The sequence below is a fragment of the Mucilaginibacter sp. KACC 22063 genome, assembly GCF_028736115.1.
Classification (GTDB): Bacteria; Bacteroidota; Bacteroidia; order Sphingobacteriales; family Sphingobacteriaceae; genus Mucilaginibacter.
The window spans coordinates 1,170,788-1,195,413 of sequence record NZ_CP117877.1 but is presented as its reverse complement, the minus strand read 5'-3'; the positions used below and the strand labels follow the sequence as shown (position 1 = coordinate 1,195,413).

Annotated in this window: 19 protein-coding genes and 1 tRNA gene; 2 read left to right on the top strand and 18 right to left on the bottom strand. The window is 40.4% G+C overall.

Going from position 1 to position 24,626, the window contains the following annotated elements; genetic code table 11:
• Positions 1 to 7 precede the first annotated feature (7 nt).
• From PQ461_RS05270 to PQ461_RS05230, 9 genes are all read right to left on the bottom strand, one after another.
• Positions 8 to 3,220 (bottom strand): efflux RND transporter permease subunit, encoded by a 3,213-nt coding sequence (locus tag PQ461_RS05270; protein ID WP_274302318.1) that lies wholly within the window; start codon positions 3,218 to 3,220, stop codon positions 8 to 10.
• A 23-nt stretch (positions 3,221 to 3,243) separates the two neighbouring features.
• A complete protein-coding gene (locus PQ461_RS05265; RefSeq protein WP_274302317.1) occupies positions 3,244 to 4,386 on the bottom strand; it encodes an efflux RND transporter periplasmic adaptor subunit in 1,143 nt (380 codons plus the stop codon).
• 217 nt (positions 4,387 to 4,603) lie between these two features.
• Positions 4,604 to 5,200 (bottom strand): TetR/AcrR family transcriptional regulator, encoded by a 597-nt coding sequence (locus PQ461_RS05260; protein WP_274302316.1) that lies wholly within the window; start codon positions 5,198 to 5,200, stop codon positions 4,604 to 4,606.
• A gap of 125 nt (positions 5,201 to 5,325) precedes the next feature.
• Positions 5,326 to 7,395, bottom strand: coding sequence for a glycoside hydrolase domain-containing protein (locus PQ461_RS05255; protein ID WP_274302315.1), 2,070 nt, complete (start codon positions 7,393 to 7,395; stop codon positions 5,326 to 5,328).
• 54 nt (positions 7,396 to 7,449) lie between these two features.
• Positions 7,450 to 8,985 carry a RagB/SusD family nutrient uptake outer membrane protein gene (locus PQ461_RS05250; protein WP_274302314.1) on the bottom strand — a complete coding sequence of 512 codons (1,536 nt, stop codon included), beginning with the start codon at positions 8,983 to 8,985 and terminating at the stop codon, positions 7,450 to 7,452.
• A gap of 13 nt (positions 8,986 to 8,998) precedes the next feature.
• On the bottom strand, positions 8,999 to 12,280 hold the full coding sequence (locus PQ461_RS05245) for a SusC/RagA family TonB-linked outer membrane protein (RefSeq protein WP_274302313.1): 3,282 nt from the start codon (positions 12,278 to 12,280) through the stop codon (positions 8,999 to 9,001).
• Between the two features lie 378 nt (positions 12,281 to 12,658).
• Positions 12,659 to 13,528, bottom strand: a complete 870-nt coding sequence (locus tag PQ461_RS05240) for a hypothetical protein (RefSeq protein ID WP_274302312.1) — start codon at positions 13,526 to 13,528, stop codon at positions 12,659 to 12,661.
• Positions 13,529 to 13,538: 10 nt separating this feature from the next.
• Positions 13,539 to 14,786: a YdcF family protein gene (locus PQ461_RS05235; RefSeq protein ID WP_274302311.1), complete on the bottom strand. Its 1,248-nt coding sequence runs from the start codon at positions 14,784 to 14,786 to the stop codon at positions 13,539 to 13,541.
• 26 nt (positions 14,787 to 14,812) lie between these two features.
• Complete coding sequence (locus PQ461_RS05230) at positions 14,813 to 15,673, bottom strand: glycerophosphodiester phosphodiesterase family protein (protein WP_274302310.1); 861 nt, start codon at positions 15,671 to 15,673, stop codon at positions 14,813 to 14,815.
• A gap of 249 nt (positions 15,674 to 15,922) precedes the next feature.
• On the opposite strand from PQ461_RS05230, the gene PQ461_RS05225 reads away from it, so the two are divergent.
• Complete coding sequence (locus PQ461_RS05225) at positions 15,923 to 16,705, top strand: hypothetical protein (protein WP_274302309.1); 783 nt, start codon at positions 15,923 to 15,925, stop codon at positions 16,703 to 16,705.
• Positions 16,706 to 16,723: 18 nt separating this feature from the next.
• Here PQ461_RS05225 and PQ461_RS05220 read toward each other — a convergent pair whose 3' ends face one another.
• The 4 genes from PQ461_RS05220 to PQ461_RS05205 all read right to left on the bottom strand — a co-directional run bounded on the left by PQ461_RS05220 (position 16,724) and on the right by PQ461_RS05205 (position 18,680).
• Entirely contained in the window at positions 16,724 to 17,068 is a 345-nt protein-coding gene (locus tag PQ461_RS05220; RefSeq protein WP_274302308.1) for a hypothetical protein, read from the bottom strand.
• A gap of 78 nt (positions 17,069 to 17,146) precedes the next feature.
• A complete protein-coding gene (locus tag PQ461_RS05215; RefSeq protein ID WP_274302307.1) occupies positions 17,147 to 17,482 on the bottom strand; it encodes a zinc ribbon domain-containing protein YjdM in 336 nt (111 codons plus the stop codon).
• A gap of 82 nt (positions 17,483 to 17,564) precedes the next feature.
• Positions 17,565 to 17,993 (bottom strand): hypothetical protein, encoded by a 429-nt coding sequence (locus PQ461_RS05210; protein WP_274302306.1) that lies wholly within the window; start codon positions 17,991 to 17,993, stop codon positions 17,565 to 17,567.
• A 57-nt stretch (positions 17,994 to 18,050) separates the two neighbouring features.
• A complete protein-coding gene (locus PQ461_RS05205; protein WP_274302305.1) occupies positions 18,051 to 18,680 on the bottom strand; it encodes a hypothetical protein in 630 nt (209 codons plus the stop codon).
• Positions 18,681 to 18,944: 264 nt separating this feature from the next.
• On the opposite strand from PQ461_RS05205, the gene PQ461_RS05200 reads away from it, so the two are divergent.
• The gene (locus tag PQ461_RS05200; protein ID WP_274302304.1) at positions 18,945 to 19,373 is read left to right on the top strand and encodes a c-type cytochrome; all 429 of its coding nucleotides are present in this window, start codon (positions 18,945 to 18,947) and stop codon (positions 19,371 to 19,373) included.
• A 65-nt stretch (positions 19,374 to 19,438) separates the two neighbouring features.
• On the opposite strand, the gene PQ461_RS21210 is transcribed toward PQ461_RS05200, so the two are convergent.
• The 5 genes from PQ461_RS21210 to PQ461_RS05180 form a co-directional block, all read right to left on the bottom strand.
• Entirely contained in the window at positions 19,439 to 19,723 is a 285-nt protein-coding gene (locus PQ461_RS21210) for a CPBP family intramembrane glutamic endopeptidase (protein ID WP_443192790.1), read from the bottom strand.
• 295 nt (positions 19,724 to 20,018) lie between these two features.
• Positions 20,019 to 20,930 carry a hypothetical protein gene (locus PQ461_RS05195; RefSeq protein WP_274302303.1) on the bottom strand — a complete coding sequence of 304 codons (912 nt, stop codon included), beginning with the start codon at positions 20,928 to 20,930 and terminating at the stop codon, positions 20,019 to 20,021.
• A 65-nt stretch (positions 20,931 to 20,995) separates the two neighbouring features.
• Positions 20,996 to 23,746, bottom strand: coding sequence for a porin family protein (locus PQ461_RS05190; RefSeq protein WP_274302302.1), 2,751 nt, complete (start codon positions 23,744 to 23,746; stop codon positions 20,996 to 20,998).
• A 63-nt stretch (positions 23,747 to 23,809) separates the two neighbouring features.
• Entirely contained in the window at positions 23,810 to 24,103 is a 294-nt protein-coding gene (locus PQ461_RS05185; RefSeq protein ID WP_274302301.1) for a hypothetical protein, read from the bottom strand.
• 334 nt (positions 24,104 to 24,437) lie between these two features.
• Positions 24,438 to 24,510: transfer RNA gene (locus PQ461_RS05180), tRNA-Phe, on the bottom strand.
• Positions 24,511 to 24,626 lie beyond the last annotated feature (116 nt).

The following is a 24,626-nucleotide window of genomic DNA, read 5'->3' as shown; positions in this document are numbered from 1 at the left end:
ATTAAAATTAAGCGGTATATCCTTCTTCCAATACAGGCTCATGCTGGCGTTCTGCACCTGATTCGTCAAGCAATACAGCCACCGGCACACCGGTTATTTTTTCCTGTAAATTCTGGAAGATCACAAACAGTACCGGGATGATGAACAAGCCAAGTATAACCCCTGACACCATACCCCCGGCAGCGCCAATACTGATAGAGTGGTTACCCTGAGCAGACGGACCGGTTGCAATACTCATCGGGAATAAACCGAATACGAATGCAAGTGAGGTCATCACAATTGGGCGGATACGTAACCTTGCCGCTTCAATAGCCGCGCCTACAAGGCTCATACCCGCTTTACGTTTCTGCACAGCAAACTCGACGATAAGGATGGCGTTTTTAGCTAACAGACCGATAAGCATGATGAGGGCTACTTGTACGTAGATGTTGTTTTCGATACCGGTTAAACCTAATACCACAAACACACCGAATATACCGGTAGGAATAGAAAGTATTACTGCCAATGGCAGGATATAGCTTTCGTACTGTGCCGATAGCAGGAAGTATACGAACACCAGACAAAGCATAAAGATGACAGCTGATTGTCCGCCTGATGAAATCTCTTCACGTGTCTGGCCGGAGAACTCATAAGCAAAACCGGCAGGCAGTTGTTCTTTAGCCGTTTCTTCGATAGCCTTAATCGCATCACCAGAGCTGTAACCCGGTTTCGGGATAGCGTTTACCTCGATAGAGTTAAACAGGTTATAACGCGATGCAGTTTCTGAACCGTAAACACGGGTTAATTTAACCAGCGTATTAATAGGCACATTATCGCCTGCTTTGTTTTTCACAAATACACGGTCAATAGCAGATGGGTCGGTCCTGTCGTTGATATCGGCCTGTACCACCACGCGGTAATATTTACCAAAGCGGTTAAAGTCTGATGCCTGCGCCGTACCAAAGTAAGCCTGCATGGTTGCCAGGATGTCCTTCACATTCACTCCTAACTGATTCGCTTTTTCATCATCAACTTCTAATTGTAGTTGAGGGTAATCCGCTTTGTATGATGTAAATGCATAAGCAATAGCTGGCTTTGCCATCAGCTTGGCTATAAAGTTATTGGCCACGCCGCTAAATTTATCGAGCCTACCGTTGGTCTTATCCTGTAGCATCACATCCAGCGCCTCTACGTTACTAAAGCCCGGTACAGTTGGGAAACTGAACACGAAGAAAGTACCGCCAGGTATACCACCTAATTTCCCTCTCACAATGTTTTGTATCTCGTCAATGTTTTTAACATCGCCACGCTCCTCAGTTGGTTTTAACAACAGGAAGATAACACCGGCAGACGGGCTGCTTGATTGTGTAAGGAAGTTAAAACCCGACAAGGCAGTAACGAACCTGGCTGATGGTAAAGTTTTCAGTTGTGCTTCTGCCTGTGCAAATATTTTGTTGGTTCCACTTAATGATGTACCAGACGGAGTTGATACCGCAATGGCCACGAAACCCTGGTCTTCCGTAGGGATAAAGCCTGACTTAGTGGTTTTAACCATGTAAATGGTACCAATCACAATCAGTACAAGTCCGCCTATGGCAACCAGTTTGTTTTTAATCAGGAACTTTAAGCCGCCAACGTAGCGGTTGGTCATGTAGTTAAAGCTGCCGTTGAAACCAGCGTAGAACCTTTCGGCAAAACCTTTCTTTGGTGCTTCATGCCCGTGTTCGTCAACCGTATGTTTATTCTTCAGGAATAATGCGGCCAAAGCAGGACTTAACGTTAATGCGTTAACAGCTGATATAATAATGGCGATAGCCATGGTAAGCGCAAATTGCCTGTAGAATATACCGGTAGAACCCGTCATGAAACTAACCGGTAAAAACACCGCAGCCATTACCAGCGTAATAGAAATGATGGCCCCCGTAATCTCGTGCATGGCTTCGGTAGTCGCCTTTTTAGGGGTGAGGCTTGGGTTATGCTCCATTTTAGCATGCACCGCCTCTACCACCACAATGGCATCATCCACCACAATACCGATGGCGAGTACCAATGCAAACAAGGTTAACAGGTTTACAGAGAAACCAAATAAACTCATGAAGAAGAAGGTACCTATAATAGCCACCGGAACAGCAATTGCCGGGATCAACGTAGAACGGAAATCTTGCAGGAAGATGAACACCACGATAAATACCAGCACGAAAGCTTCGATCAAGGTATGCTCAACCTGGTTGATCGACTCATCCAAATCTGTTTTGGTACGATAGAACTGATTGTATTTGATACCGACAGGAAAATCTTTCGATGCTTTTTCCATCAGTTTATCAATCGCTATCTGAATTTCGTTAGCGTTTGAGCCTGATAGCTGAATAATACCGATGATAATACCATCGTGCCCGTTAAGGTTACTTACACTGTTGTAAGAATAAGCACCCAGTTCTACACGCGCTACATCTTTTAAACGCAGTATAGAACCATCTGCATTGGCGCGGATAGCAATATTCTGATATTCTTCGGGCGTAGTTAATTTACCCTTGTATTTAATTACATATTCAAAGGCTTCGTTACTGCGCTCACCAAATTTACCAGGCGCAGCCTCCAGGTTTTTGTCTTGTATAGCGGCGCTTACTTCGGCGGGAGTGACTTTGTAAGCTGCCATCTGGCTTGGGTTAAGCCAAACGCGCATCGAATAATCTTTTACACCACCAAACACTGCCGCAGAACCCACACCGGGTATACGTTTAATTTCGGGAATGATGTTGATCTGTGCGTAGTTGGCTACAAAGGTTTGATCGTACTTTTTAGGATCTTCTGAGTAGATACCTATGGCACCGATAAAGCTGTTTTGTTGCTTTGTAGTGGTAATACCGTACTGTACCACCTCGGCAGGCAGCTGGCTGGTAGCTTGCGATACACGGTTTTGAACGTTTACCGCTGCCTGGTCAGGGTCGGTACCTTGTTTAAAATAAACGGTAATAGCTAAAGTACCATCGTTACTGGCGGTTGAGGTCATGTAGGTCATGTTCTCCACACCGTTAATAGCCTCTTCGAGCGATGGCGTTACCGAACGTAATATTGTTTCGGCGTTTGCGCCCGGATACACAGCCGATACCAATACTGCCGGAGGAGCAATATTTGGAAAACGCTCCAGGGGCAGCTTGGTTAAGCCCAGTACACCTACTATCACCAATAGGATGGAGATAACGGTTGAGAGTACCGGCCTTTCTATGAATTTCTGAAACATAAATTAAATTTTAATTGTGGGGATTAGTTTTTTGCTACAGCAGCTGATTTATCAGTTGCCGGTTGCTTTTCAGGATGGATCACCATACCTTCCTGTAATTTATCAATACCTGTTAGTACGATCTGGTCGCCGGCTTTTATACCATCTTTAACCAGGTAGTTGTCGCCATTTTTACCAATGATGCTGATCGCTTGTTTTTTAACTTTACTGCTATCGCCTACGGTAAATACAAACACTTTATCCTGCATATCTACAGTGGCTGATTCTGGTACGATTAGAGCGTCTTTATGATCAAGGCTTAAACGGATTTTACCGGTGTTACCTGAGCGAAGCAAGCCTTGTGGGTTAGAGAAAGTTGCCCTAACTGTAATTGCGCCTGTTGTTTTGTTAAACTGGCCATCAATGATATCAATTTTGCCTTGTTTTGCATACTCGGTACCATCAGCTAACAGTAGCGATACGTAAGGCACTTTTTTCAATTTATCCTGCAAGGTTTCGCCTGGGTATTGTTCTTTAAAGGTTACAAAGTCTTTTTCGCCTAATGAGAAGTAAACGTGTACATCATGTACATCAGATAGTTCGGTCAATGCTGCCACATCTTGTGGAGTAACCAGGCTACCTTGTTTTTTTTCCAAGCGGCCGATAAAACCATTTACCGGAGCTTTAATTAAAGTATAGCCAAGATTGATCTGTGCTGTAGCCACGTTAGCCTTAGCCGATTCTATATTGGCAGTTGCCGCACGATAGCTGGCTTTAGCAGTTTTTAACTGGTAATCAGACACTACCTTGTTTTCAACCAGCGGTGTAAGCTTCTCAACTTCTATCTGTGCATTGGCCTGCGCCGCTTCAGCAGCATGTAACGCCGCTACTGCATTATTTAATGCAGAACGGTAAGGCAGTTCATTAATTTTAAAAATAGGTTGCCCCGCGTGTACGTAAGCGCCTTCGTCAACAAATACTTTATCTAAAGTACCGCTTACCTGCGGGCGCACTTCTACGTTTACCGTACCTTCTATTGATGCAGGATATTCCTGGTAAGTAGTTGAATTGCCAGATTTCACTTCCATTACCGGCAAGGAAGGTGGCGCAGCCTGTTGCTGCTGTTGCGGCGGATGCGAGCAGCCATATAATATTGCTATGGCGAAAACTAATGCTAAGGGTTTCATAAGTTTATTGTGTTTGTTAATGATTGACATTTTGTTAATTGTTGATGTGATTTGAAATCGTTTTTTATCACCTGTTTTGATTAAGCTCATTTTATTTAACATTATTAAAAAAATTAACACTGTTAAGTAATTATTAAAAAGATACCATAATTTGAGTAAACGTAATTTTACATCGCTTTAAGAAATTAAAAAGGGTTAATAGAAAATCTTTAAGGCGCTAACCTTTTATGGCTCGAATAATACCGCCTATCGCATCGCGTAAAACCTGTTTATTAATTTCATCAGGCACACCCTGACGTACAAGGTTGATAGAAATAAGGCCGTGTACTACAGACCAGAATGTATAATATCTTCTGCAAATTTCATCTTCAGAAGCATCTTTGCCCATCAGCTCGCGTATGGCATCGCTGATCATTGTGGCAGGCACTTCTGCTTCCGGAATCTCGTTATCAAAAACACAACAGTTAACTTCAATGCCAAACATTAGCTGGTAAAGCTCTTTTTCGGCAAAGGCAAAATGCCAGTAGGTAAGCCACATGGCCTCCAGCTGTTTTTCAGGAAGCTTGTGCTTATCGCGGGCAACGGTCATGTCTTTGCTTAACATGCAGTAGCCTTTTTTAGTCAGCTCAAGCAAAAGTGCTTCTTTGTTGGCAAAGTATTCGTAAATAACGGGAGCGGTATATTCAATTACGTCCGCAATTTTACGCATGCTTAAAGCCTGCCAACCCTCCTCTTTGCCTATTGCAAGGGCAGCATCCAGAATATTGATCCTGGTTTCATCTTTAAGCCGTTGTTTGCGTTCTTTTATTCCCATTTATTTACACCGTTAAAATTATCTAACAGCGTTAAGCAAAAGTATAACGATTAAAAATAAATAGTTTAATCTGATTGTCATTAAAATAAATTACTGATCAGATTAAACTAAACGGCTAAAATAGCCTATTTCATATTGATATCAGAAACCCACTGATCCTTTACACCCCAGTTTTTGACCGGCGTATCTCCGGATTTAATCACCAATGTACCACCGTTAACAATATCCTGCTGCGTGATCCAGTTGCGCTTAAGTGGCTTACCATTAAGCGTAGCCGACTGGATATATCGCCTGGTGTTGCTAAAGTTTTCCACCTTAACGGTGAAATATTTACTATTGGCACAAGCAATCTGTACTTCTTTAAATAAGGGAACGTTTAGATAATATACAGGCCAGCCCACACATGCAGGCGAAAACCCACACGCTGAAAATACATACCAGGCCGACATTGCCCCGGCATCATCATCCATCGTGCGGATGTAGGTATCCGGTGCATTGCGGTAAATCACATCTATAAATGGATCGATGCCCCGGCTATTATCGTTAAAGTAGTATTGCACAACGGTATCCGCAGCGTATTTATGCATCAATGCCTGCGATTTCCAGGGCTGGGATGTCATATTGTACATTAAAGGCACCTGGATGTCCGGCTCGTTGGCATGGTTATATAAATCGTTATCAAAGAAATAATCCAGCTGTGAAAGATATTCCTTCTCTCCCCCTGTTGCATCCATTAACCCTTTCAGGTCAAACGGTACAAACCAGCGATATTGCCATATCGTTCCCTGGTACAAGCCCCGTGCCTGCATACGGTCAACATCCGATTTATGAATATCTTTAAAATCTTTATCCCAGTACTTTTTCCAATCGGCTGCCTTTTGCAGATAGTTCGCACTTAATTCTTTTTTGCCTGTAGCTGCCATTATTTGTGATAATGCCCATACATCATAGCTCGACTCAAGCGCCTTATCTGGATGCGAAAAATCTAATCTGCCTGCGTCGGCAATCAGCGAATCGGCTATCTTATCAAAATCAACTTTATAGCCTTTGCGGTAAGCATCAAGAAGTACGACCATGGCATGCTCTGTTCTTACGGTGTTTGAAGGCTCGTGCTGGGTAGCATAATCTTTTTTGCCATTGGCATATAAACTGGCAATGGATGTCGTAATGTCCTGGTAACGGTCGGTGTATAAAATCGACAACAGCGGCAACTGCGTACGGTAATTATCCCAGATAGCCCAGCCATTATACACTTTACGGTCTGTATGTTTTAGTTCGCCGTTGGTGGCACGATAACTTCCATCGGTTTCTGAAACCACATAAGGCGATTGTACCGTACGGTAAAGCAATGAATAAAACAACTTAACACGCTCAGGGTCGCCTTGTACCTTTATGGTACTTAAAACATTGTTCCACGCTGCTGTGCTGTTAGCTTTTAACTGACTATAACTGCCTTTATTGATAGCTGCCGTAGCATGCGCAATATCTACAGAAGATAAACCGATACGCAGATGCACCTGCGTTGCCTTTCCTGTAAAAACAATAAGCTGATGATCGCCATCAGTAGTGATATTAACCAACTCATCAAAATGTATGGTGTAGTAAACCCTGTAAGTGCCCACATTGCAGGTAGTACGCGAGTCAATCCAACCGGTAATGCTATTCGCATTAACAGTATGTTCTTCTGCCACAAAACGGTTAGCAAGTGTATGGCTCAAATCAATATAAAAGCCGTTAATATTATTTGCAGGGAACTGATACTCCTCAACACCCGAATTCTTTTCAACAGCCAGATCGGCTTTAATACCATTCGTAAAAGAAACTGAATAATAACCTGTTCCGGCTGCTTCTTTTGCTTTGATCAACTCTTGCTTTACATCTCCGGAAAAAGGTTTTATCAGGATATTACCGCCGCTTCCCTGGCAGCCCACTCCTTCAAAGCGGTTATGCGTAAATCCTAAAAAGCGTTTAGCCTTATGCTCGTACCCCATGTGTAAATTCGGATAGGTTTGCGGCCCGATACTTAGCATACTAAAAGGATAGGATGCCGCAGGCGACATTTGGCCGTGATCGCCTGAGCTACCCAAAAACACATTTACCATTTGTGCAGGTGAATTTGAAGCAGCAGGCTTTTTAGATTGTGCCGAAATAGTCAGTGAAAAGAAGGCTGATAAGAGCAGAAAGCAATATTTCATAGTAGTCATCAATTAAAAAGGGAGAGGCTGCCCTCTCCCTCTATTTTGTCAGGATCAATATCCCGGGTTTTGATACATTTTTACCGGATTAAGTTTGTACTCGTCAAACGGTATCGGGTAATAACGGTCTTTGGTACTAAAGTTTGAAAGCTGCACCGCGCCGAAATCAGCAGGGTTTTTAGCTTTAAAATAAGACACCAGCTCGTCTGTGGTAAATGTACGCAAAAGATCGAACCAGCGGTGATGCTCAAATGCGAGTTCTACACGGCGTTCGTGCAAAATAGCCAGCTTAAGCGTAGGGAACTTGCTGCTGTAAGTTGGGTTGGTCATTGATACGGCGTAAGTAGGCATACCTGCACGTGTACGTACCATATCCAGGTACTGGATAGCATCGGCAGTATTGCCCAGGTAGTTGCTTACTTCTGCAAGCATCAGTATTACATCGGCATAACGCATTAAAATCCAGTCGTTACCACCATAACCCAGGTTACTTGCAGTAGGGCTGGTATCACGGTATTTGGTAATAAACCAGTCTTTAACAATCGCGTCGTTTGCAAATTTAACTGAGAAAGCCATACGCGGATCGCTCGACTCATACTCGTTAATCAGATCGTGCTGAACGTTACCGCCCACACCTGATGCCGGTTTTAACGAGTTAATGGTTTCGCCTTTTGCCTGGTTATCGGCAGCAATAGTGGAGCTATAGTTGATATCGCCCTGCTTATTGTCAATCTGCCAGATCAGTTCGGGGCAGGTTGCCTTTTTAGTTACATCGAATACATCTGTGTAAGGGATGCTACTTAATGCACCGAAAGAACGCAGGTTATACGCCGCCAAAAGATAAGTTTTAGCATTGTTCAGGTTATCTGTGCGTTTGCTTTGATCCTGAGTGGTTGCCATAGTAAGGTATACCTGACCTAAAAGCGTATTTACAGCTGCTTTGCTTATACGGCCCAGAGTAGACGACGTTTGCAGGTTTGGCAATGGCGCGTTAGCTGCATCAGTCAAATCGGCTACTATCTGTGCGTACACTGTAGCTTGTTTTTCACGGAAGGTATTCGCAGTTACATCATCACCAGAGGTCAACGCTTTGGTTACCAAAGGAACATCGCCCCATAAGCGCACTAAGTGAAAATACATTAAAGCTCTTAAAAACTTAGCTTCGGCAGTGTATTGCGCTTTCTGATTTTGGTCGCTGAATTGAACCTTGTCAATATATGTTAATACAAAATTTGCGCGGCTGATGGTTGAATATAATGATACCCAATGGCTTTTAAGATAGGTATTGCTTGGTATAAGCGAATAGTTATTAAACTGGAATGGTTCGCCAGCGTTTGATTGGTTATCATTACGGCCTGTATCATCAGATCTTTCATCAGTCCATAAGCCGCTGCTCTCGCCAATATTATTGCTGCTACGCAGCGATTGGTATATACCGTTTACAGCAAGTAAGATATCGTTTGGCGATTGAAAGTTATTCTCCACCGTAACGGCATTAGGATCATTCTGTTGCAGGAAATCTTTTTTGCAAGAGGTACCCATTAACAAACCCAGACCCACGGTTGCAATAATTATATTTTGCTTCTTCATCTTTAAATCTTTGTTAGAAAGTAACATTAACACCAAGGTTGTATGAGCGTACCAGTGGATATACACCATAATCAATACCCGGCGCAAGGTTGGCAGGCTGTGTATTGTTTGATCCACCGCTTGAGTAGTTATAGTCAACCTCAGGGTTGTAACCTTTATACTTAGTTATGGTAAATGCGTTTACAACACTTGCATAGATGCGCAATTTGCTCACACCTATGTTGGTTAACAGGTTAGCCGGTAACGTATATCCTAAATTGATATTGGTACAACGCAGGAACGAACCATCCTGTAAATAGAAAGTTGATAAACGGGTACTGTTACTTTGTGTGCCACCACGAGATGCACGGTAAACTTCGCCATTGCCCGGGTTAGCAGCGTTGCGGTAACGGTCGGCTACTACCGAGTACTGGTTACCAGAACCCTCCATGTTAAACAGGTAATAATCCTGTCCATCTAACACCTTGTTGCCTTTTGATCCGTTAAATGCAGTAGTAAAATCAAATCCTTTATAAGATGCATTAAGGGCAAAACCATAAGTAAAGTCAGGATATGGTGAACCAATCACAGTTTTATCAGCGTCATTGATTACGCCGTCGCCGTTGGTATCAACAAAATACAGATCGCCTGGCTTAACCGGGTTTGTTGACGATGCCGAAGGCGGAACTTTACTGATGTTTTGAGGAGTAACCATACCAGCTACCTTAAAGCCATAGAACATACCCACCGGCTGGCCTTGTGTAGTAATATTGGTTAAATAAGAACGCTCTGCGCCGTTAACAATAATGGTATTATTACCTGGCAGTTTGACAACCTTGTTACGGTTAACAGAGATATTACCGCTGGCATTAAACTTAAAGTCGCGGCCATTAATAACCCTGCCGTCTAACTGAAGGTCTAAACCGTTATTGCGTATTTTAGAATCGCGCAGGTTAGTTAAGATGGTTGTGCTGCCAGATATAGCAGAGATCGGCTGATTATATAACAGGTTGTAAGAGTAACTGAGGTAGTAGTTGGCAATTACAAATAACCTGCCTTTTAATAAACCTAAATCAGTACCAAAGTTATATTGCGAGGTGCTTTCCCAGCTTAAGCCAGCATCTTTAATACCACCGGGATAGGTAGCAGTAGCAATGTTATTACCAAATACAACACCGGTTGGGCTGCTCATTGTTTGCAGTGTGTTGTAATTACCGATATTGTAATTACCGCTTAAACCCCAGCTTGCACGTAATTTAACTGTAGACTGATCGCCTAACCAGTTATGATAAAACGACTCGTTTGATAATGACCAGCCGGCAGCTACCGATGGAAAATAGCCATACCTGTTCAACGGGCCAAAACGTGAAGAACCGTCCGCACGGAACGAACCGGTAAGGAAGTATTTCTGATCGTAGTTATAATTTATACGGCCCAGATATGATAATAAGGTATAAGTTGATTTCGCAGTAGGACTTAAACCCATTCCGGATTGCGGGTTGCTGGTAGTTACCAGTGTAAAATTGCTCGGATCAGCGCCCTTTGCTGTAATTTCCTGTATATTATCATTTTGGAAGCCTCTTGCATAAACGCTTAAAATATCGCTGCTGGTTCGCTGTGCAGTATAACCTGCTAATGCGTCGATGCTATGCTTACCAAACTTTTTGTTATAATTTAAGGTAAATTCTCCCAACTGGTCATTTGTAGAGGTAGTTTGGGCAGCAGCCGTAGCAGCAGCAACAGCCTGTGGCGAGCCCGGAGGGTTTGCACCGCTGCTTAAGCTGGTTGGCAGGTAGTAATCATACTTCTCATTATACGTTTGTGTACCTAAGTTGGCTTTAAAAGTAAAACCAGGCATAATCAGGTAACTTGCAGCGGCATTGTAGGTGCTGCGGTAACCGCGCCGGGTAATTTTTGTGCGCTCGGCTAATGCAACCGGGTTCTCTATCGACTGCCATCCGTAAGCAGCAGATTCAGATGCTGCCCGGTTAGTAGCCAAAGTCCCGTCGGCGTTATAGGCCGGGAAAAACGGCATATAAATTAATGCACCTAAAATTGGACCATGGTCAAATCGGCCTTCCTGAATTTCTTTATTTGTATTTTGAGTATAAGAAACGTTTGCTGCAATATGTAAACGTCTGTTAACATCACCGTCTATATTGGCACGGAAGTTATAACGCTCCTGGCCGCTGGTACGTATGATACCGTCCTGGTTCTGGTAGTTACCGCTAATATAATAACGCACACCATTACCACCGCCTGAGAATGAAAGGTTATGGCGCTGGAAAAATGCATTATGATAAAGCTCGTCCTGCCAATCGGTATTTACTGTTTGTGGAATAGCCTGCTGGCTTGAAAAATTATAGATATAAGTAGGGATCTGTACACTGCTTGCGTTACCAACATTGGCTACACGGGTAGCATTGTTATCAGAATACATGGCATCGTTCCAGGTATGACCACCGTTTACCCAAAGATCATGATAAGTGTTGTTACGCCCGTCAATCACCAATTGTGCAAACTGATCTGAATTTAAAAGGTCAACCTTTTTTGCCAGCTGGCCAAAACCAGTTTGCAGGTCATATTCAAATTTACCTTTACCCTCTTTACCATGTTTGGTGGTAATGATTACCACACCGCCTGATGCCCTTGAACCATAAATGGCCGCAGATGCAGCATCCTTTAAAATGTCAATGGTTTCAATATCCTCGGGGTTAATGTTGATATTATTACCTGCCGGATAACCATCGATAACATAAAGCGGGTCTGAGCTGGCATTAAATGAGCCTACACCGCGTACGCGGATCTTGGTGCTTTGATAAGGTGCACCGTCTGTTTGTGATATTTGTACACCTGCTACTTTACCTACCAAAGCCTGGCCAAGTGTTGGTGCAGAAAGATTTAACTCGCTGGCTTTAACACTTGAGATGGCACCGGTAACATCGCTTTTACGTACCGATTGGTAACCGATAGCAACTACTTCGTTCAGCATGTTTGATTGTGGCTTTAACTGCACGCTGATGTTTGCGGCATCGCCAATCGTTTTCTCTTGCGGAAAGTATCCTATGAAAGAAAAAACAAGTACAGTGCCTTTAGGCGCTGATAAAATGTATTTACCATCTACGTCTGTTGATACGCCCTGATTAGAGTTTTTAATGTGTACGGTAACACCCGGAAGCGGGCGGCCATTTTCGTCTAAAACTGTACCGAAGACTTTTATATTACTCTGTGCAAATGCCTGCACATGAAGTAAAAAAGCCGTCACGAATAAAAAAAGAAAGTTCTTCAAAAGATCGTGAGTAATCTTTTTATTCATATTTTTAAAAGTTGATTGTTTAAAAAGGACACTAAGCTTGTGAGCGCTTGATGTTATATTTACAATTAACCGGACCGCGTGAATGCTGCAACATTCACCGGTTCTTATTTATCGCCGGAAACCGATGGAGCGTAAATTATCTGGTTTTACATAGGCATTTACTTTAGTTGAATCAATAAGCGTTCATTGCAACGATTTCAAAAAAACCTCGCTGATTTTTAAAAAAACATGTAGCGTAAATAAGTTGATTGTGATATTGGCAACAAAGCTAAGCCGAGTATCTTAATCCTGGGCTACATAAAAGTTAAGTTTACATTAACTAAAAATAAAAAACCGGGATAAACCCGGTTCCTTGTCTTTATTTAAGCGGCAAACTCATTATTGAGTTATCATGTAGTTTACATTGTTCTTTCGTGAAGATGTAACAGCTACACCTTTCCTATCGTTTCCCATACAGGCAAATCCCTCAAGCTCATCGCCTCGTGTAATATCGTCTACCTGGCTCACAACAACCTGTTTACCAGCATTTATTGATTTTTCGAGATCTACGTAGGTAAAGCGCCATTGCCTGCCCTCAATTTTATTTTGTATCAATATCAACTGGCCTTTATCAGCAACCCAGTTCAGGTTTTGTACCCAGGGTGTACAGGTAAACTTTTTGACCAGCACGCCCGGCTCGCTGGTCTTTTTGCAAGTTTTTAACTTCTCGGGATCATATAAACGCACCTCGTTGCCATTATTACCATAATCTGCTGTGGCTACATACCATTTGCCGTGGTATTTTACATATTCGGGGCGGGTGCCCTGTATGCATGCATCGTCTTCAATGGTATTTAACAGGTTACCATCAAGTGTACCCGTTTTTAATAAACCCTTCCAGTTTACCGAATAAATTACCGCCCTCCATTTGGTGCCTTCGGCATTTAAACGGATTGAGTTTCCAATAAAAGTTGGCCCTTGTCCATTGTAAGCAATCCCTGTTGGATGATTGATTACGTCCTGCCCTTTTACAGTCAGCTTATATTCTTTGTCCTGATAAACCAAACTATCATTAACCAACTTGTATTCGCGTATCATCCCTACTTCGCGGTCGCCGTACATAAATACACGCCCTTTCTGGTATGAAATACCCTGGCATGCGCCTAAAGAATCAACCGTTGTTTCTTTAACGAGCGACAAGATTACTTTATCGCCTGTAAAGGCCGACAATGTGGTTACGATTATTAAGACCGACAGGAGCTTTTTCATTGATTATCGACTATGGATCAAGTGGTTCGTAAGGGTTGATCTGTAAGGCATCAGGTAGCGGATAAAATTCCACCTCAGTATCTGAAATATGGTTACCCAGCTTGTAGGGTACGTATTTTAGCTCTTTCATACAACGGGCAGCCATGTTGATGATGCCATTGGTTTGCGACCTGTCAGTTATTACTACCGCAGGTTTATTCATCGGCATACCATATCTGAACATGATACGGGCACCGTTACGCATATTGGTTGTGGTATGGCGTGCATGTGGTTCCATCAGTATGGCACTTGCCGGGATATGCATGGTTTCAATCAAAAACCTTTTCATTTCCTCTGCCTCGCAATACTTTGTTTTGTAAGGATGCACTGCACCACCCGAAACCATAATAAACGGTGCTGCATGCTTAAAATATTGTTGTGCGGCCAACCTGCAACGGATCATACCTTCGGCAGTGATACTGGTCATCAAATCCTCTGCTCCTGCGCCCGGAACAAGGATCATGCTGTATGGATATGTATTCCACTTGGTAATTTTGATCTGGTCATAGGCCGCTTTATTTACTGTTGCCTCCATAGGCTCGTAATTAGCAGGATCATGCCTTCCGTTAATTTCAAGATATAACAGCGCTGCCCTCATTGATGGCTCAAAGAATAATTTAGCATTTTTTGCGTCTTCTGATAACACAGCAGCGGCATCATACAAAAGCGTAGGATACCTTTTAGATTTTACATCAAAACTAATAGAATCTATCTGTGGATAATTTGGTTTCTGGCCACCTGCGTACACATCAATTACATAGTTTACCCCGGCTGCATCCTGCTCCCATGCTTTTACTAATAATTCTGCCGGACTTAAATCCTTATATATGAAATACATGCCAGAAGGAATAAGCTGCGTTTGTACTAAGCGCCCTAAACTGTTGCTTGGCTGGCATAACGCTTTCAACCTTTCACTTACCTGTTTAATGTCGGCATCGGTAAATTTGTTATTCGTCAAAAAGCAATTAACATCCTTACACGCTAAAGAGGCGTTGCATGCATCAGCCTTTTGCCTGGTCAGTTTGGCCAGTTCAGGATCGGCAGCAAGCATTTTACTAACTGCTGCGTCTTTTTGTATCAGCGTAAGCAGGTAATAGTTTTTTGCCTGCACCCAATCTGCAGATGAATTTATTTTGTACTGCGGATCGGGTTTGCCTTGCTGCGCAAAGCTGCTAAAGCCAGATATAACAAATATTAAAACAAGAATAATCTTTTTCATATATCTCATTTATGAACAGCTACTAATTATTTATGCAGCCCCTTTTTACGAAGATAATCTAATAACAATTGCGGGCGATCTGTTTGTATAACGGTAGCACCATGCGCTATGATCCAATCCCAGCTGTCCTTTTTATTATTTTCTTCAACAGCCAGATCATCATCATGACCAGCATTCAGCGAAGCCCACAAAGAATTGATCCATACTTTACTGCCTGTTTTGGTAATAAACCTATTATCGTTTAATATGGCCGATGTATCCTGCTTAAATATTAATTCAAAGCCGAATGGTTTCATGTTTTTCAAATAATCAGTAATAATCTTTTTAGCATCCGGCTTATCAAGGTTAACAACAGGCATATAAATGATGCTGTCAATCAGTTCGGGGTATTTTGCCTTAAGGCTGTCATACGGTAGTTCTGATTTAAATATGGCTTGCTTCAAAGTACCGGTTTGCTTTAAAATGGCATAAGCCTCGTGGTAGTAAGGCCAGCTTTTATCGAGGTTTACTTTAACACCAGTTCCCTTAAGGGCAAGCATAACCTCTTTGAGCGTTGGTATCTGATTGTAAGCAGTTGGACGGCCTAAACCGTTTTTAAGACGAAACTTACGGATCTCTTCAAAAGTATAATCTGACGGTTTGCCTTTACCGTCTGTAGTGCGGTTGATGGTTTCATCGTGCATAATTACGATTTCGCCGTCCTTGGTTTTTTTCAGGTCAAGCTCCACAATATCTACACCCATTGCAGCTGCGCTTTTGAAAGCACGTACAGAGTTTTCCGGAGCGTTACGCCAATCGCCGCGGTGCGCGGTAACCATTACTTTATTTTGTGCGGAAATAACCTGCGAAAAAATAAGGCAGATAAGCAGAGGGGTAATAAATTTCATAGTGCTCAATTAATGCGGCAAAAGTAAACCTTATGCTGTTAAACGCCTGCTGTAATTAATTTTATAATAATAGGTTAACACTAATTTATCCTATTCGGATAGTTCTTGGCAACATACGTATTTATACCTTCCTGCCGTAAAAACACGCATTTTAACTATTTAAAAACACAATTATGACATTTAACTCAAAACTAAGGGATTAAATTATTGTTAAAATATTCAGTCCAATTTAGGGATCAATCTACACCAATGAATACATTTCTTTTTATACACACCCGTGAGTCTGAAGGCGACCATGCATTGATTTACACCCGCAATCTTGCTGAAAAATTAAAATCAAAGATCATTGTAATGTTCACTGCGCCGCCAATTGTATCGGCTACGGCTATGCAGTTATCTACCGTTGCAGGAACTAATCCGGATGATTATCAAATTAAAGAATCAAATCCCACAGAAAGCCAGCCGCAGAACGACGACATTGTTACCTACCTCAGCTACCAGGAAACTGCCAGGCTTGGTATGTACCAGCTGGTAAGTAAATATAAAATAGATGTAATTGTAAAGGGATGCAAAACGATCTGCAATAAGATTGACCTTGATCTGCAAAACATTCTAAGCAAAACACTTTGCCCGCTGTTTTTGATACCCCAAGGAGCGGCATTATCATTAAACCACATTGGTTATTTAACAGACCTGCGTTATTGCAAACGCGAGATTGTGAGTTTCGCAAGGCAATTACAGCGCGGGCTGAAGAACAATTTAACGATTTGCAACGTAGCAGCATCTGGCCTGCCGGACATGGCAGAACCTTTTGCCAACAGTATGTTTAAAGAACTGGTGGGTGCCGAAACTATGAAGCTGATGAACATCAAAGAGCGTAACATCACCAAAACAGTTGATGTACTTGCCCACATTATGCATATTGACCTGTTTATGCTAAGCTACCGCCGATCGCACTATAATAACCTGATTGTTGCGACTGAAAGCGAATATCAGCAGATACATACACCTCTGTTGCTGTTTCCATCATAAAAATATGGCTCTGAATATTTATTCTTCAACAACGGGCAACTTGTAAAGCCAAATGCCACACACAATTATACTGGCATAAATTACCAGCCATCCAAGCGGCTCAGAATCAAATTCATTACTTCGCCTACCTAAAAATAAACAGAATGGAAGAAACGACAATACAAGCGCAACAGCAGTCAGGATAACTCTTTTAATCTCGTTACGCTGTTTAGACCTTAACAATAGAAAAGTGCTCAACCATAAAAGTAGCCAACTGGGTATTGATAGCACCAACCCTACATAAATAAAGAAAGCGATACCACCTAATATACCTGTAACAGTGCTGATAACCCCATCTTGGTTAAGCACAGCCAGTTTTGTCAACACAATTATAACCGGGCTTAACACTACCGATGTAAGCCAAACTTTCAGACTGTAGAATAATGACGGTTTCAAGTGCGACTAAGCCTTTTTCACAAATTCTGATTTCAAGGCCATAGCTCCAAAACCGTCAATCTTACAATCAATGTTATGGTCGCTGTCGACCAAGCGGATGTTCCTTACTTTAGTACCGGCCTTTATCCCATGTGGAGAGCCCTTTACCGGCAGGTTTTTGATCACTACAACCGAGTCGCCGTTTTGCAGGATATTACCGTTGCTGTCTTTCACTACCAATTCGTCATTCGCGGCAACAACTTTTTCTTGCTTCCACTCGTGCCCACATTCGGGGCAAACCAATAAATCATTCATTTCATATGTATAAGCCGATTGGCAAACAGGGCAAGCAGGGAGTTCCATTGTATTCAGTTTTGGCAAAGATAAGAAATGATGCGTTGGTATGGCTTATGGAATTTAGCAAGCCTAAAAAAGCCACTTAGTTTTAACTATACCCTATATCTGAATTGTCTTTACGAAGCACGATTAATATATGTTTAGCAATTTCTCTTACCGATTGCCAGTCCTTATTTGTATCTAATTGTTGGTCATCCCAAAAGCCAGTGTTACCGTCACCACTATACTTTTCTAACAAGCTATCAAGCTTATCTAATTGATCGCATTGCTGCTGATCGAGTAACCCTTTCTCCAGGTACTCTTGCCTATTCAGAGTGAAATAAGTATTAAAATCTTCTGCCATTTCATCGGCAATACAGCCATAACCCATAATAGCTTTTTGCCTATCTGCTGGTAACGATAAGACATTCAGGTTCTTTAAAAGTCCATCAAACTTCCAGCAAGTAACACTTTCATTATCATCCAATTGAGGTCTTGGCTGTTTGAAAATGCTGAGGAGTTTTTTGATGTGGTTCATAATTTAAATCTAACACATTACCCCTTTTAAAATACTTCTCCAGTTCTTAACTTATTGCTAGTATGGGCTTTTTACGACTTGAACATTTGCCGGCAAAGCAAAGAAATTATCCTCCAATTTCATTAGCTTTACTTCAGTTGCTACACTTTCCATTCTAAATTGAACGTTGTCAATTACCATTTTTAGTGGAATGGCATTAGCTTTTGACAAGTAGGCATACCAGTTGCCGAACTGGTGATTAGAATACAACTTTGAATCCACTGATAATTTGGAAGTGAAATAATATTTTTGAATTCCACTTTTACAAGTTAAAACCAACTCGTCACATTTATATCCTAATATTTCAGTTATGCCTTTATGCAATTCACTACTAATTACTTCATCAGGATTTGCAGCGCCATCGTTCCAAAGAATCGCTTGGGAGTTCGCGACTTTGCTGTACAACTTGTTATCCTTGTTCACATAAAGTTGCCATAGTACAAATTTGCCATTACTCTCTGATTTATAATCACCACCTTTCATGTAATAATTCTGAACGCTACCGAGCATAGTACTAAACTGTCCGTCTGACACATTCGGTGTTTTACTTTTAAAAGTATTCTGATAAATAATCTTTCCTTCAAAGGATTGTGCAAACAGGGTAAAGGAAATTAGTGATAAGGATAAGAGAAATAGCACATGTTTCATGGTGTTCGGTTTTTTGCAAAGATAAGAAATGAGGTTATTAATTATGGCTTGTGTTATAGTATCATATAAACAGAATCGCCTGCCGATGACGGAACTATTATCTATCATTTATCCGCAGCATTAGGTACACGTTTAAAACAAGAAGACAAGAATGTGCTTTATCAATATATTATGAGCGATTTACAAAATATGACTAATCGACATATCGCAATCCTAATATGAATTCTGTTTTAAAATTACGTCAGCAACTTAATAATCCAGCAAATGCGATCAGTTTTAACCGGAATAATTTCAGGTAATTTAATAATAATGATACTTGCCATTGCCTGTTCTAATCCAAAAAGCAAGACTAAGAGTAATTATCAAGAATCAAAATTATCCCAGTCAGTAAATAAAAATTTAAGTATTGGAGAAGGGCAACGGATTGCAAGCAATCTTGGCTGCATGAATTGTCATTTGTTTGGATCTTCACACATGGCTAACAACTTACATAAACCATCAACTGATAAAAAAGAAGTTTTAAATCTACAGGATTTATGTAAAGTAGATAGCATGAAGATTTACGAGTTCGTTATAAAAAACAAGCACAAAGGCATTTACAAAAACGATCCAAATTTCAATAAGCTTACATCGCAGGACATAAGTAATATCATTTATTATCTGCATAGCTGTGATCGTTTACAATACAAATAAAACCAATTGCTATTAGTAAAATCTCAAAAGCAATAAGATATTTCTCATTTATTAATTGGTTTCACTTAAGTTATAACAGCCAAAAGATTTACTAAAAAATGCAATAAAGCGACAGTATAAATAGCATTCTTGTTATTGGCTTTGCACCATAGGAACAGATAGTTCATAATTAATCCCATGTTGAATGCCGCTAACATGTAAATTGGATTAAAATTATGATCGAAAGCAAATATTAAAGATGGAATAACAATTCTTACAATGCTATTTGTAACCTTTAATTTTTCAAAAATCTGATAAGGTAGATATTGAAAGATCAGCGTTTCTACTATAGGTGCGACCAAACAGGCCATTATGAATTGGAATACGGGGCCGTATTTATCTAAAGGATTGCTACCATACTTTGGAAAGTAATTATTTGCTATATAACTAAGAAAAACTTGATTAAATAGGGCTAAGCTAAGACAAATTAAAAAAAGTCTGACCAATTTTTTTTCATTCTGAAAAAAGCTGGATTTCAATCCGATTTGTAAATTTTTGAGCACAAGTATATTATAATTTTTTCCTATACCAGCTGGGCAGCTAAGTCATATTATACGGCACCATATATTGCTGTACAAACGCCGCCTGATTAAACTAACTAATCAACTATTTTATTGAATTGCTTAGGGTAGTTATCGAGTAACTCTTCTTTTCTGCCTGCTCCCCATTTATAGCCAGTTCAGATGTGGTTTCTATTTGAAACTTCCCGCTTAACACAAGCCCTGTTGAAGTGTCTACAGTAAGTGTCCCGTCAAAGGTTTTTTGTTTGGGGGTTAATCCTAACGACATTCCAGCGGGTGCACCTTCAGCACTTAATCCTTTTTGGACTGCTTTTATCGTCTCTTTGCTTTTTAAGGTTATCGTCAATGTTCTGGCGTTATAATCAGTAATGGTAAAAAGGGTTTCAACAGTTCGGTTAGGCAATGTTAAAGTTGATGTCCAGTTTGCTCCTTTTTCAGTTTTTACAGCAGATGGTAAAGTCAAAATCAAGCCATTCCAGTATAAATTACCATCATAAACCGGCAAATTATTATTCCAAAGCAAATCTGTTTTTGAAGCAGGCTTGCCATCATTATCAAACATTTGATCATTAATTTGTGATGTATGCGTTGTTGCTACGCCGAGCTGGTCTGTAAATTTTTTCACTAATCGCTCTGAGCCTTCCGTAGACTCAAAAGAGTTTTCAGAATCATATTTCAAAATACCGAAAGGCCGGTCTAAAATAAAGTTTATCCTTTTTAGCTTTTTTGATGCACCAATTTCCTGTGCCGATTTACTGTCAAAAGCTATTTCCCAGGTTAACTTTTCGGTTTTACTTGGCCCATTTGCTGTTGCAGGTGCATTTTGTGAAAGCTGGCCGTCTGAAGAAATTTCAGTACTTCCAACCGTTTTATTCTCTATTACGGCAGTAACCTTCTTTCCGTTAAGCTGGCTGATATTTAACGGATGATTTAAAGACTGGGAAAAGCAGAACTTTATCGACAGAATAAAGATGATCAGCAGTAAATTCTTTTTCATACAAATTGCTCGGGATTGTGAATAACATTTAGTTGGTTTTAAACGATAAATAAACATATAAGATACTATGGCGTTGCCTTTTTCCATTTTTCGGGGAAGTAAGTAACGCCGACATTAAAATATCTTGAAAGATAGTTGTAGGCAGAGGTAGTTTGCTGTGTAATACCTGTGTTTATCAACTTGATTTGATTAACATTAAGTAAATTTCTGACGCCATAACTAATCTGCCATTTTTTTTCTTTTCCTACATACTGATAAAGATTGAAATTTGTAACCGGCTTAATAGCGCTGTAATTTGAGTTTGCATAAATTAATATCCATTTTGCCGAAATGTTATAGTAAAGTTCATCACTGATCCGGCCATCATCTTTTAAGTCGACATTAAACCTGTTTGAACTTATACGGCTTATCCCAGCACTACCAGACCGGTTAATCATGGATTGAATACTTAGGTTAAGGTTATGCTGTTTACTGAGGTTCATTTTTAATCCCACCTGCGGGCTTATTGCATTTAGCTCAACAGGTGTAATCAGCGGCCCATTTTGCTGATATTGCTTTCTCCACAGATAAAAAACAAATAAATAAGGGTTCAGAAACCTTCCGGGGCTAAAGTTGAAATAAGAAATTGTACCGGTTATCTCTTGCGAATTTCTAAACTGGCTAAAAGTTTTTAATGGAAAATATCCGGTATTATAAATGATATTATCAGATACCGGTTCGTTGGTTTTAGCATAACTTATTGACAGATTTACAGCACCTATTCCGTGTACAAAAACATCTGATATTAACTCCAGCTTATTACTAAAAAAAGGATTCAAAACGGGGTTACCCTGCGTAACCTGCTGTACCCTGCTGCTATCTGTTACAGGCAAAAGATTAGCTAATGCAGGCGCTGCTCTTTCCTTAGCATATTTCAGTGAAACTTTAGATCGGCCGAAATTATAGTTTATATAGGCTGCTGGAAGTACAGATACTTTATTGAAATGGTTATATAGCGAGTCTTTGCTGCTTACATTCCAATCAGCTTTTAAACCTCCGATGCCACTAATCAGGCTCAATGATCCGGCTTTATAAAAAAGGAAAGCCTGCAGGGTTGTCTGGTTATCCCTGATCTGAAAATCACTTACGCTAAGCGGTTGGCTAAACGTACTAACATATGGACTAAATAAGTTTGTGCCTGTTCTGTTAACATATGTTTTAGACACCAACGTATTTAACCTGAAATCTACAAGCAACTTTCTGCTCAAAGGCAAACTATGCTGAATGTTTGCGAAATAGTTATAACCGTTATTTGATTCCTTAACCTGGTTAGTATAAGCCGAAGTATCAATCTGATCAACAATAAAATTGCTGTAAATATTGGTGCCCGTAGTATGGTTTAATAAAGCACCGGCCGATACTGTTGTTTTTTCAGCAGGCTTAGCATATCTATGTTCCCAATTTGCCTTAAAGTACCCCATATTGCTCCTGCTGTTCACCTGTTGATTATTATTAATAAGTGCCTGGTTAACAACAGAATCAACCGAATTAAATAATTTACTATTAGAATTTTCAATAGGGTTATTATTAATTTTTCTTGTTTGAAAAATCAGTTTTGCCTCTATAATATTATTTTCACTGGGTGTCCATTTCCATGCGCTTTGTCCTGTAGCGTTAAAGTTTTTGAGCTGATTGAAAGCATCTTTATTGTCTCTTGTGGTTAGTACCCCAAGATTATTTATCATGTCTGAGCGTTCTGTGATCTGATTTTGGTCAGAACTGCCCAATACATAAGTATTCCAGGTGTAAGCTTTTGCTTGTTTACTGTAGTTAAGCCCTGTTGAATAAGTTTTGTGTATGCCCTTTTCCAGGAATGGGAAGCGATCGCCAATGTTATTTAAATTATCAAACGGATCTTCCAGCTTAAAATCATAGTAAAGTTTTTGAGTACCCAAGGTACCCGTAGCTGAACTATTGAAGCCCACCATTTGCAGGTATTCATTCGGTGATAACACCTGCTGATTTTGATTATTATAATTAAAAAAGGCGTTAATAAAAGACGATGGTTTGATCTTGTTAAACTTAAGGCCAAAATTTTTGCGCTGATGGGTACCATACTGCCCATATAAATCGCCGTAAATCCCTTCCTTCCTATCCTTTTTTAATTTCAGGTTTACTTCCACACCACTTCCTGATTCACCTGTTAAGTTAGACACCTCCACATCCCGCAGCATATCTGATCGCAGGTTCTCTAATGTAGCCTTTGCATTGCCACCAAAAACTTCCACACCATCAACCTTCACCTTACTAACCTTTTTACCCATTGCTGATACGCTGCCCGAAGTACCGATACTAAATCCCGGGATTTTTTCTAACAATTCTATAGCAGTTGCGTGGGGTTTGGTTTTGATTTGATCAACTGGAATAACCAACGTATCACCGCGTTTATAAGATTCGCGCTCTGCCTTTACGTTTACTTCATTAAGCTGAATGGAGGCGGATGTAATATTGATCGTTTTGACCTGGTTAATTTTCACCGTATCATATTTCCAGTATGCATCGGTGTTACTGAATCCTAATCTATGCACAGATGCCTTGTATAACAGCCCCGGTTTGCCCGAAACTTTGATACTGGTATCCGCCGGTATATTTGGATATACCTTTAGCAGAGCAGAGTCTGAATAGATGTACAGATCAAACCGATAATTTCCGGCAGTGTTTTTTGAAACATTTCCAATGGCCACTTTCAGGTATATCGACTTGTTACCTTGTGATATTGCCTCCGCCGGAATGATTACGATAGATAACAGTATAACCAGGAAAAAATATATCCGCAAAATTTAAAAATGATTGAATAAATAAAAAAGACGATGAACGAAGCCGGGCTTACATAAAGTTAATTAATAAAGGACAATAAGTAATACTCCTGAGTTATTATCATAAACCCAGTATCCAACAACGTTTCCATCCTCATCAACTACATCACCATGAGGTAATACATAAGCCTTAATTGATGAAAATTTACCAGATTGAAATTCAACTTTATTGTATTTGGCAGATAGTTCGGCGATAGAATAGCTTTGTCCGGTAGCAGGAGCAGTATACGCTAAAGATGCTTTGCTTGCTAATGAACTTGCCTGAGTTAAGGTGCTTGCACCAATGATTAATGCTAAGATAAGGAATAGTTTTTTCATGACTTTGTGATTTAAAGGTTTTTTAAAAATGATGAATATAAGACCGGCTCCCATTCATCGGCATTCCTAAAATACAGGAATATGTGATTATACGATCCTCATCCCGAAATGGTTACAGGGAGTATCGTTATATATAAGTTATAATTCTTATGTAATTTTTATTGACAAAGATCTACACGCCATAATCAGTCTGTCTTATGAATTTAGAAATGGCCTGGTTAAGTATAAATCTTGTTTAAACACAATTACGGTTTCCTGGAAGAATAAAAAATAACAATTTGGCATCAAACGCAAAAAGCCATTTAGTTATTCACTAAATGGCTTTTCGTATCTGTGGTATCAGCTGGAATCGAACCAGCGACACAAGGATTTTCAGTCCTTTGCTCTACCAACTGAGCTATGATACCGTCCCGTTTGGGAATGCAAATGTAGTGTGATTTTTTATTAAACGAAATCTTTTTTGAAAAAATAATTTATCCCATTCATTATCAGGCTAATATTTTAAAACATTTGGCAAATTGAT

Coding starts and splice junctions, on each gene's coding strand:
- PQ461_RS05270 (WP_274302318.1), bottom strand. CDS start 3,220: ATGTTTCAGAAATTCATAGAAAGGCCGGTACTCTCAACCGTTATCTCC.
- PQ461_RS05265 (WP_274302317.1), bottom strand. CDS start 4,386: ATGAAACCCTTAGCATTAGTTTTCGCCATAGCAATATTATATGGCTGC.
- PQ461_RS05260 (WP_274302316.1), bottom strand. CDS start 5,200: ATGGGAATAAAAGAACGCAAACAACGGCTTAAAGATGAAACCAGGATC.
- PQ461_RS05255 (WP_274302315.1), bottom strand. CDS start 7,395: ATGAAATATTGCTTTCTGCTCTTATCAGCCTTCTTTTCACTGACTATT.
- PQ461_RS05250 (WP_274302314.1), bottom strand. CDS start 8,985: ATGAAGAAGCAAAATATAATTATTGCAACCGTGGGTCTGGGTTTGTTA.
- PQ461_RS05245 (WP_274302313.1), bottom strand. CDS start 12,280: ATGAATAAAAAGATTACTCACGATCTTTTGAAGAACTTTCTTTTTTTA.
- PQ461_RS05240 (WP_274302312.1), bottom strand. CDS start 13,528: ATGAAAAAGCTCCTGTCGGTCTTAATAATCGTAACCACATTGTCGGCC.
- PQ461_RS05235 (WP_274302311.1), bottom strand. CDS start 14,786: ATGAAAAAGATTATTCTTGTTTTAATATTTGTTATATCTGGCTTTAGC.
- PQ461_RS05230 (WP_274302310.1), bottom strand. CDS start 15,673: ATGAAATTTATTACCCCTCTGCTTATCTGCCTTATTTTTTCGCAGGTT.
- PQ461_RS05225 (WP_274302309.1), top strand. CDS start 15,923: ATGAATACATTTCTTTTTATACACACCCGTGAGTCTGAAGGCGACCAT.
- PQ461_RS05215 (WP_274302307.1), bottom strand. CDS start 17,482: ATGGAACTCCCTGCTTGCCCTGTTTGCCAATCGGCTTATACATATGAA.
- PQ461_RS05210 (WP_274302306.1), bottom strand. CDS start 17,993: ATGAACCACATCAAAAAACTCCTCAGCATTTTCAAACAGCCAAGACCT.
- PQ461_RS05205 (WP_274302305.1), bottom strand. CDS start 18,680: ATGAAACATGTGCTATTTCTCTTATCCTTATCACTAATTTCCTTTACC.
- PQ461_RS05200 (WP_274302304.1), top strand. CDS start 18,945: ATGCGATCAGTTTTAACCGGAATAATTTCAGGTAATTTAATAATAATG.
- PQ461_RS21210 (WP_443192790.1), bottom strand. CDS start 19,723: ATGGCCTGTTTGGTCGCACCTATAGTAGAAACGCTGATCTTTCAATAT.
- PQ461_RS05195 (WP_274302303.1), bottom strand. CDS start 20,930: ATGAAAAAGAATTTACTGCTGATCATCTTTATTCTGTCGATAAAGTTC.
- PQ461_RS05185 (WP_274302301.1), bottom strand. CDS start 24,103: ATGAAAAAACTATTCCTTATCTTAGCATTAATCATTGGTGCAAGCACC.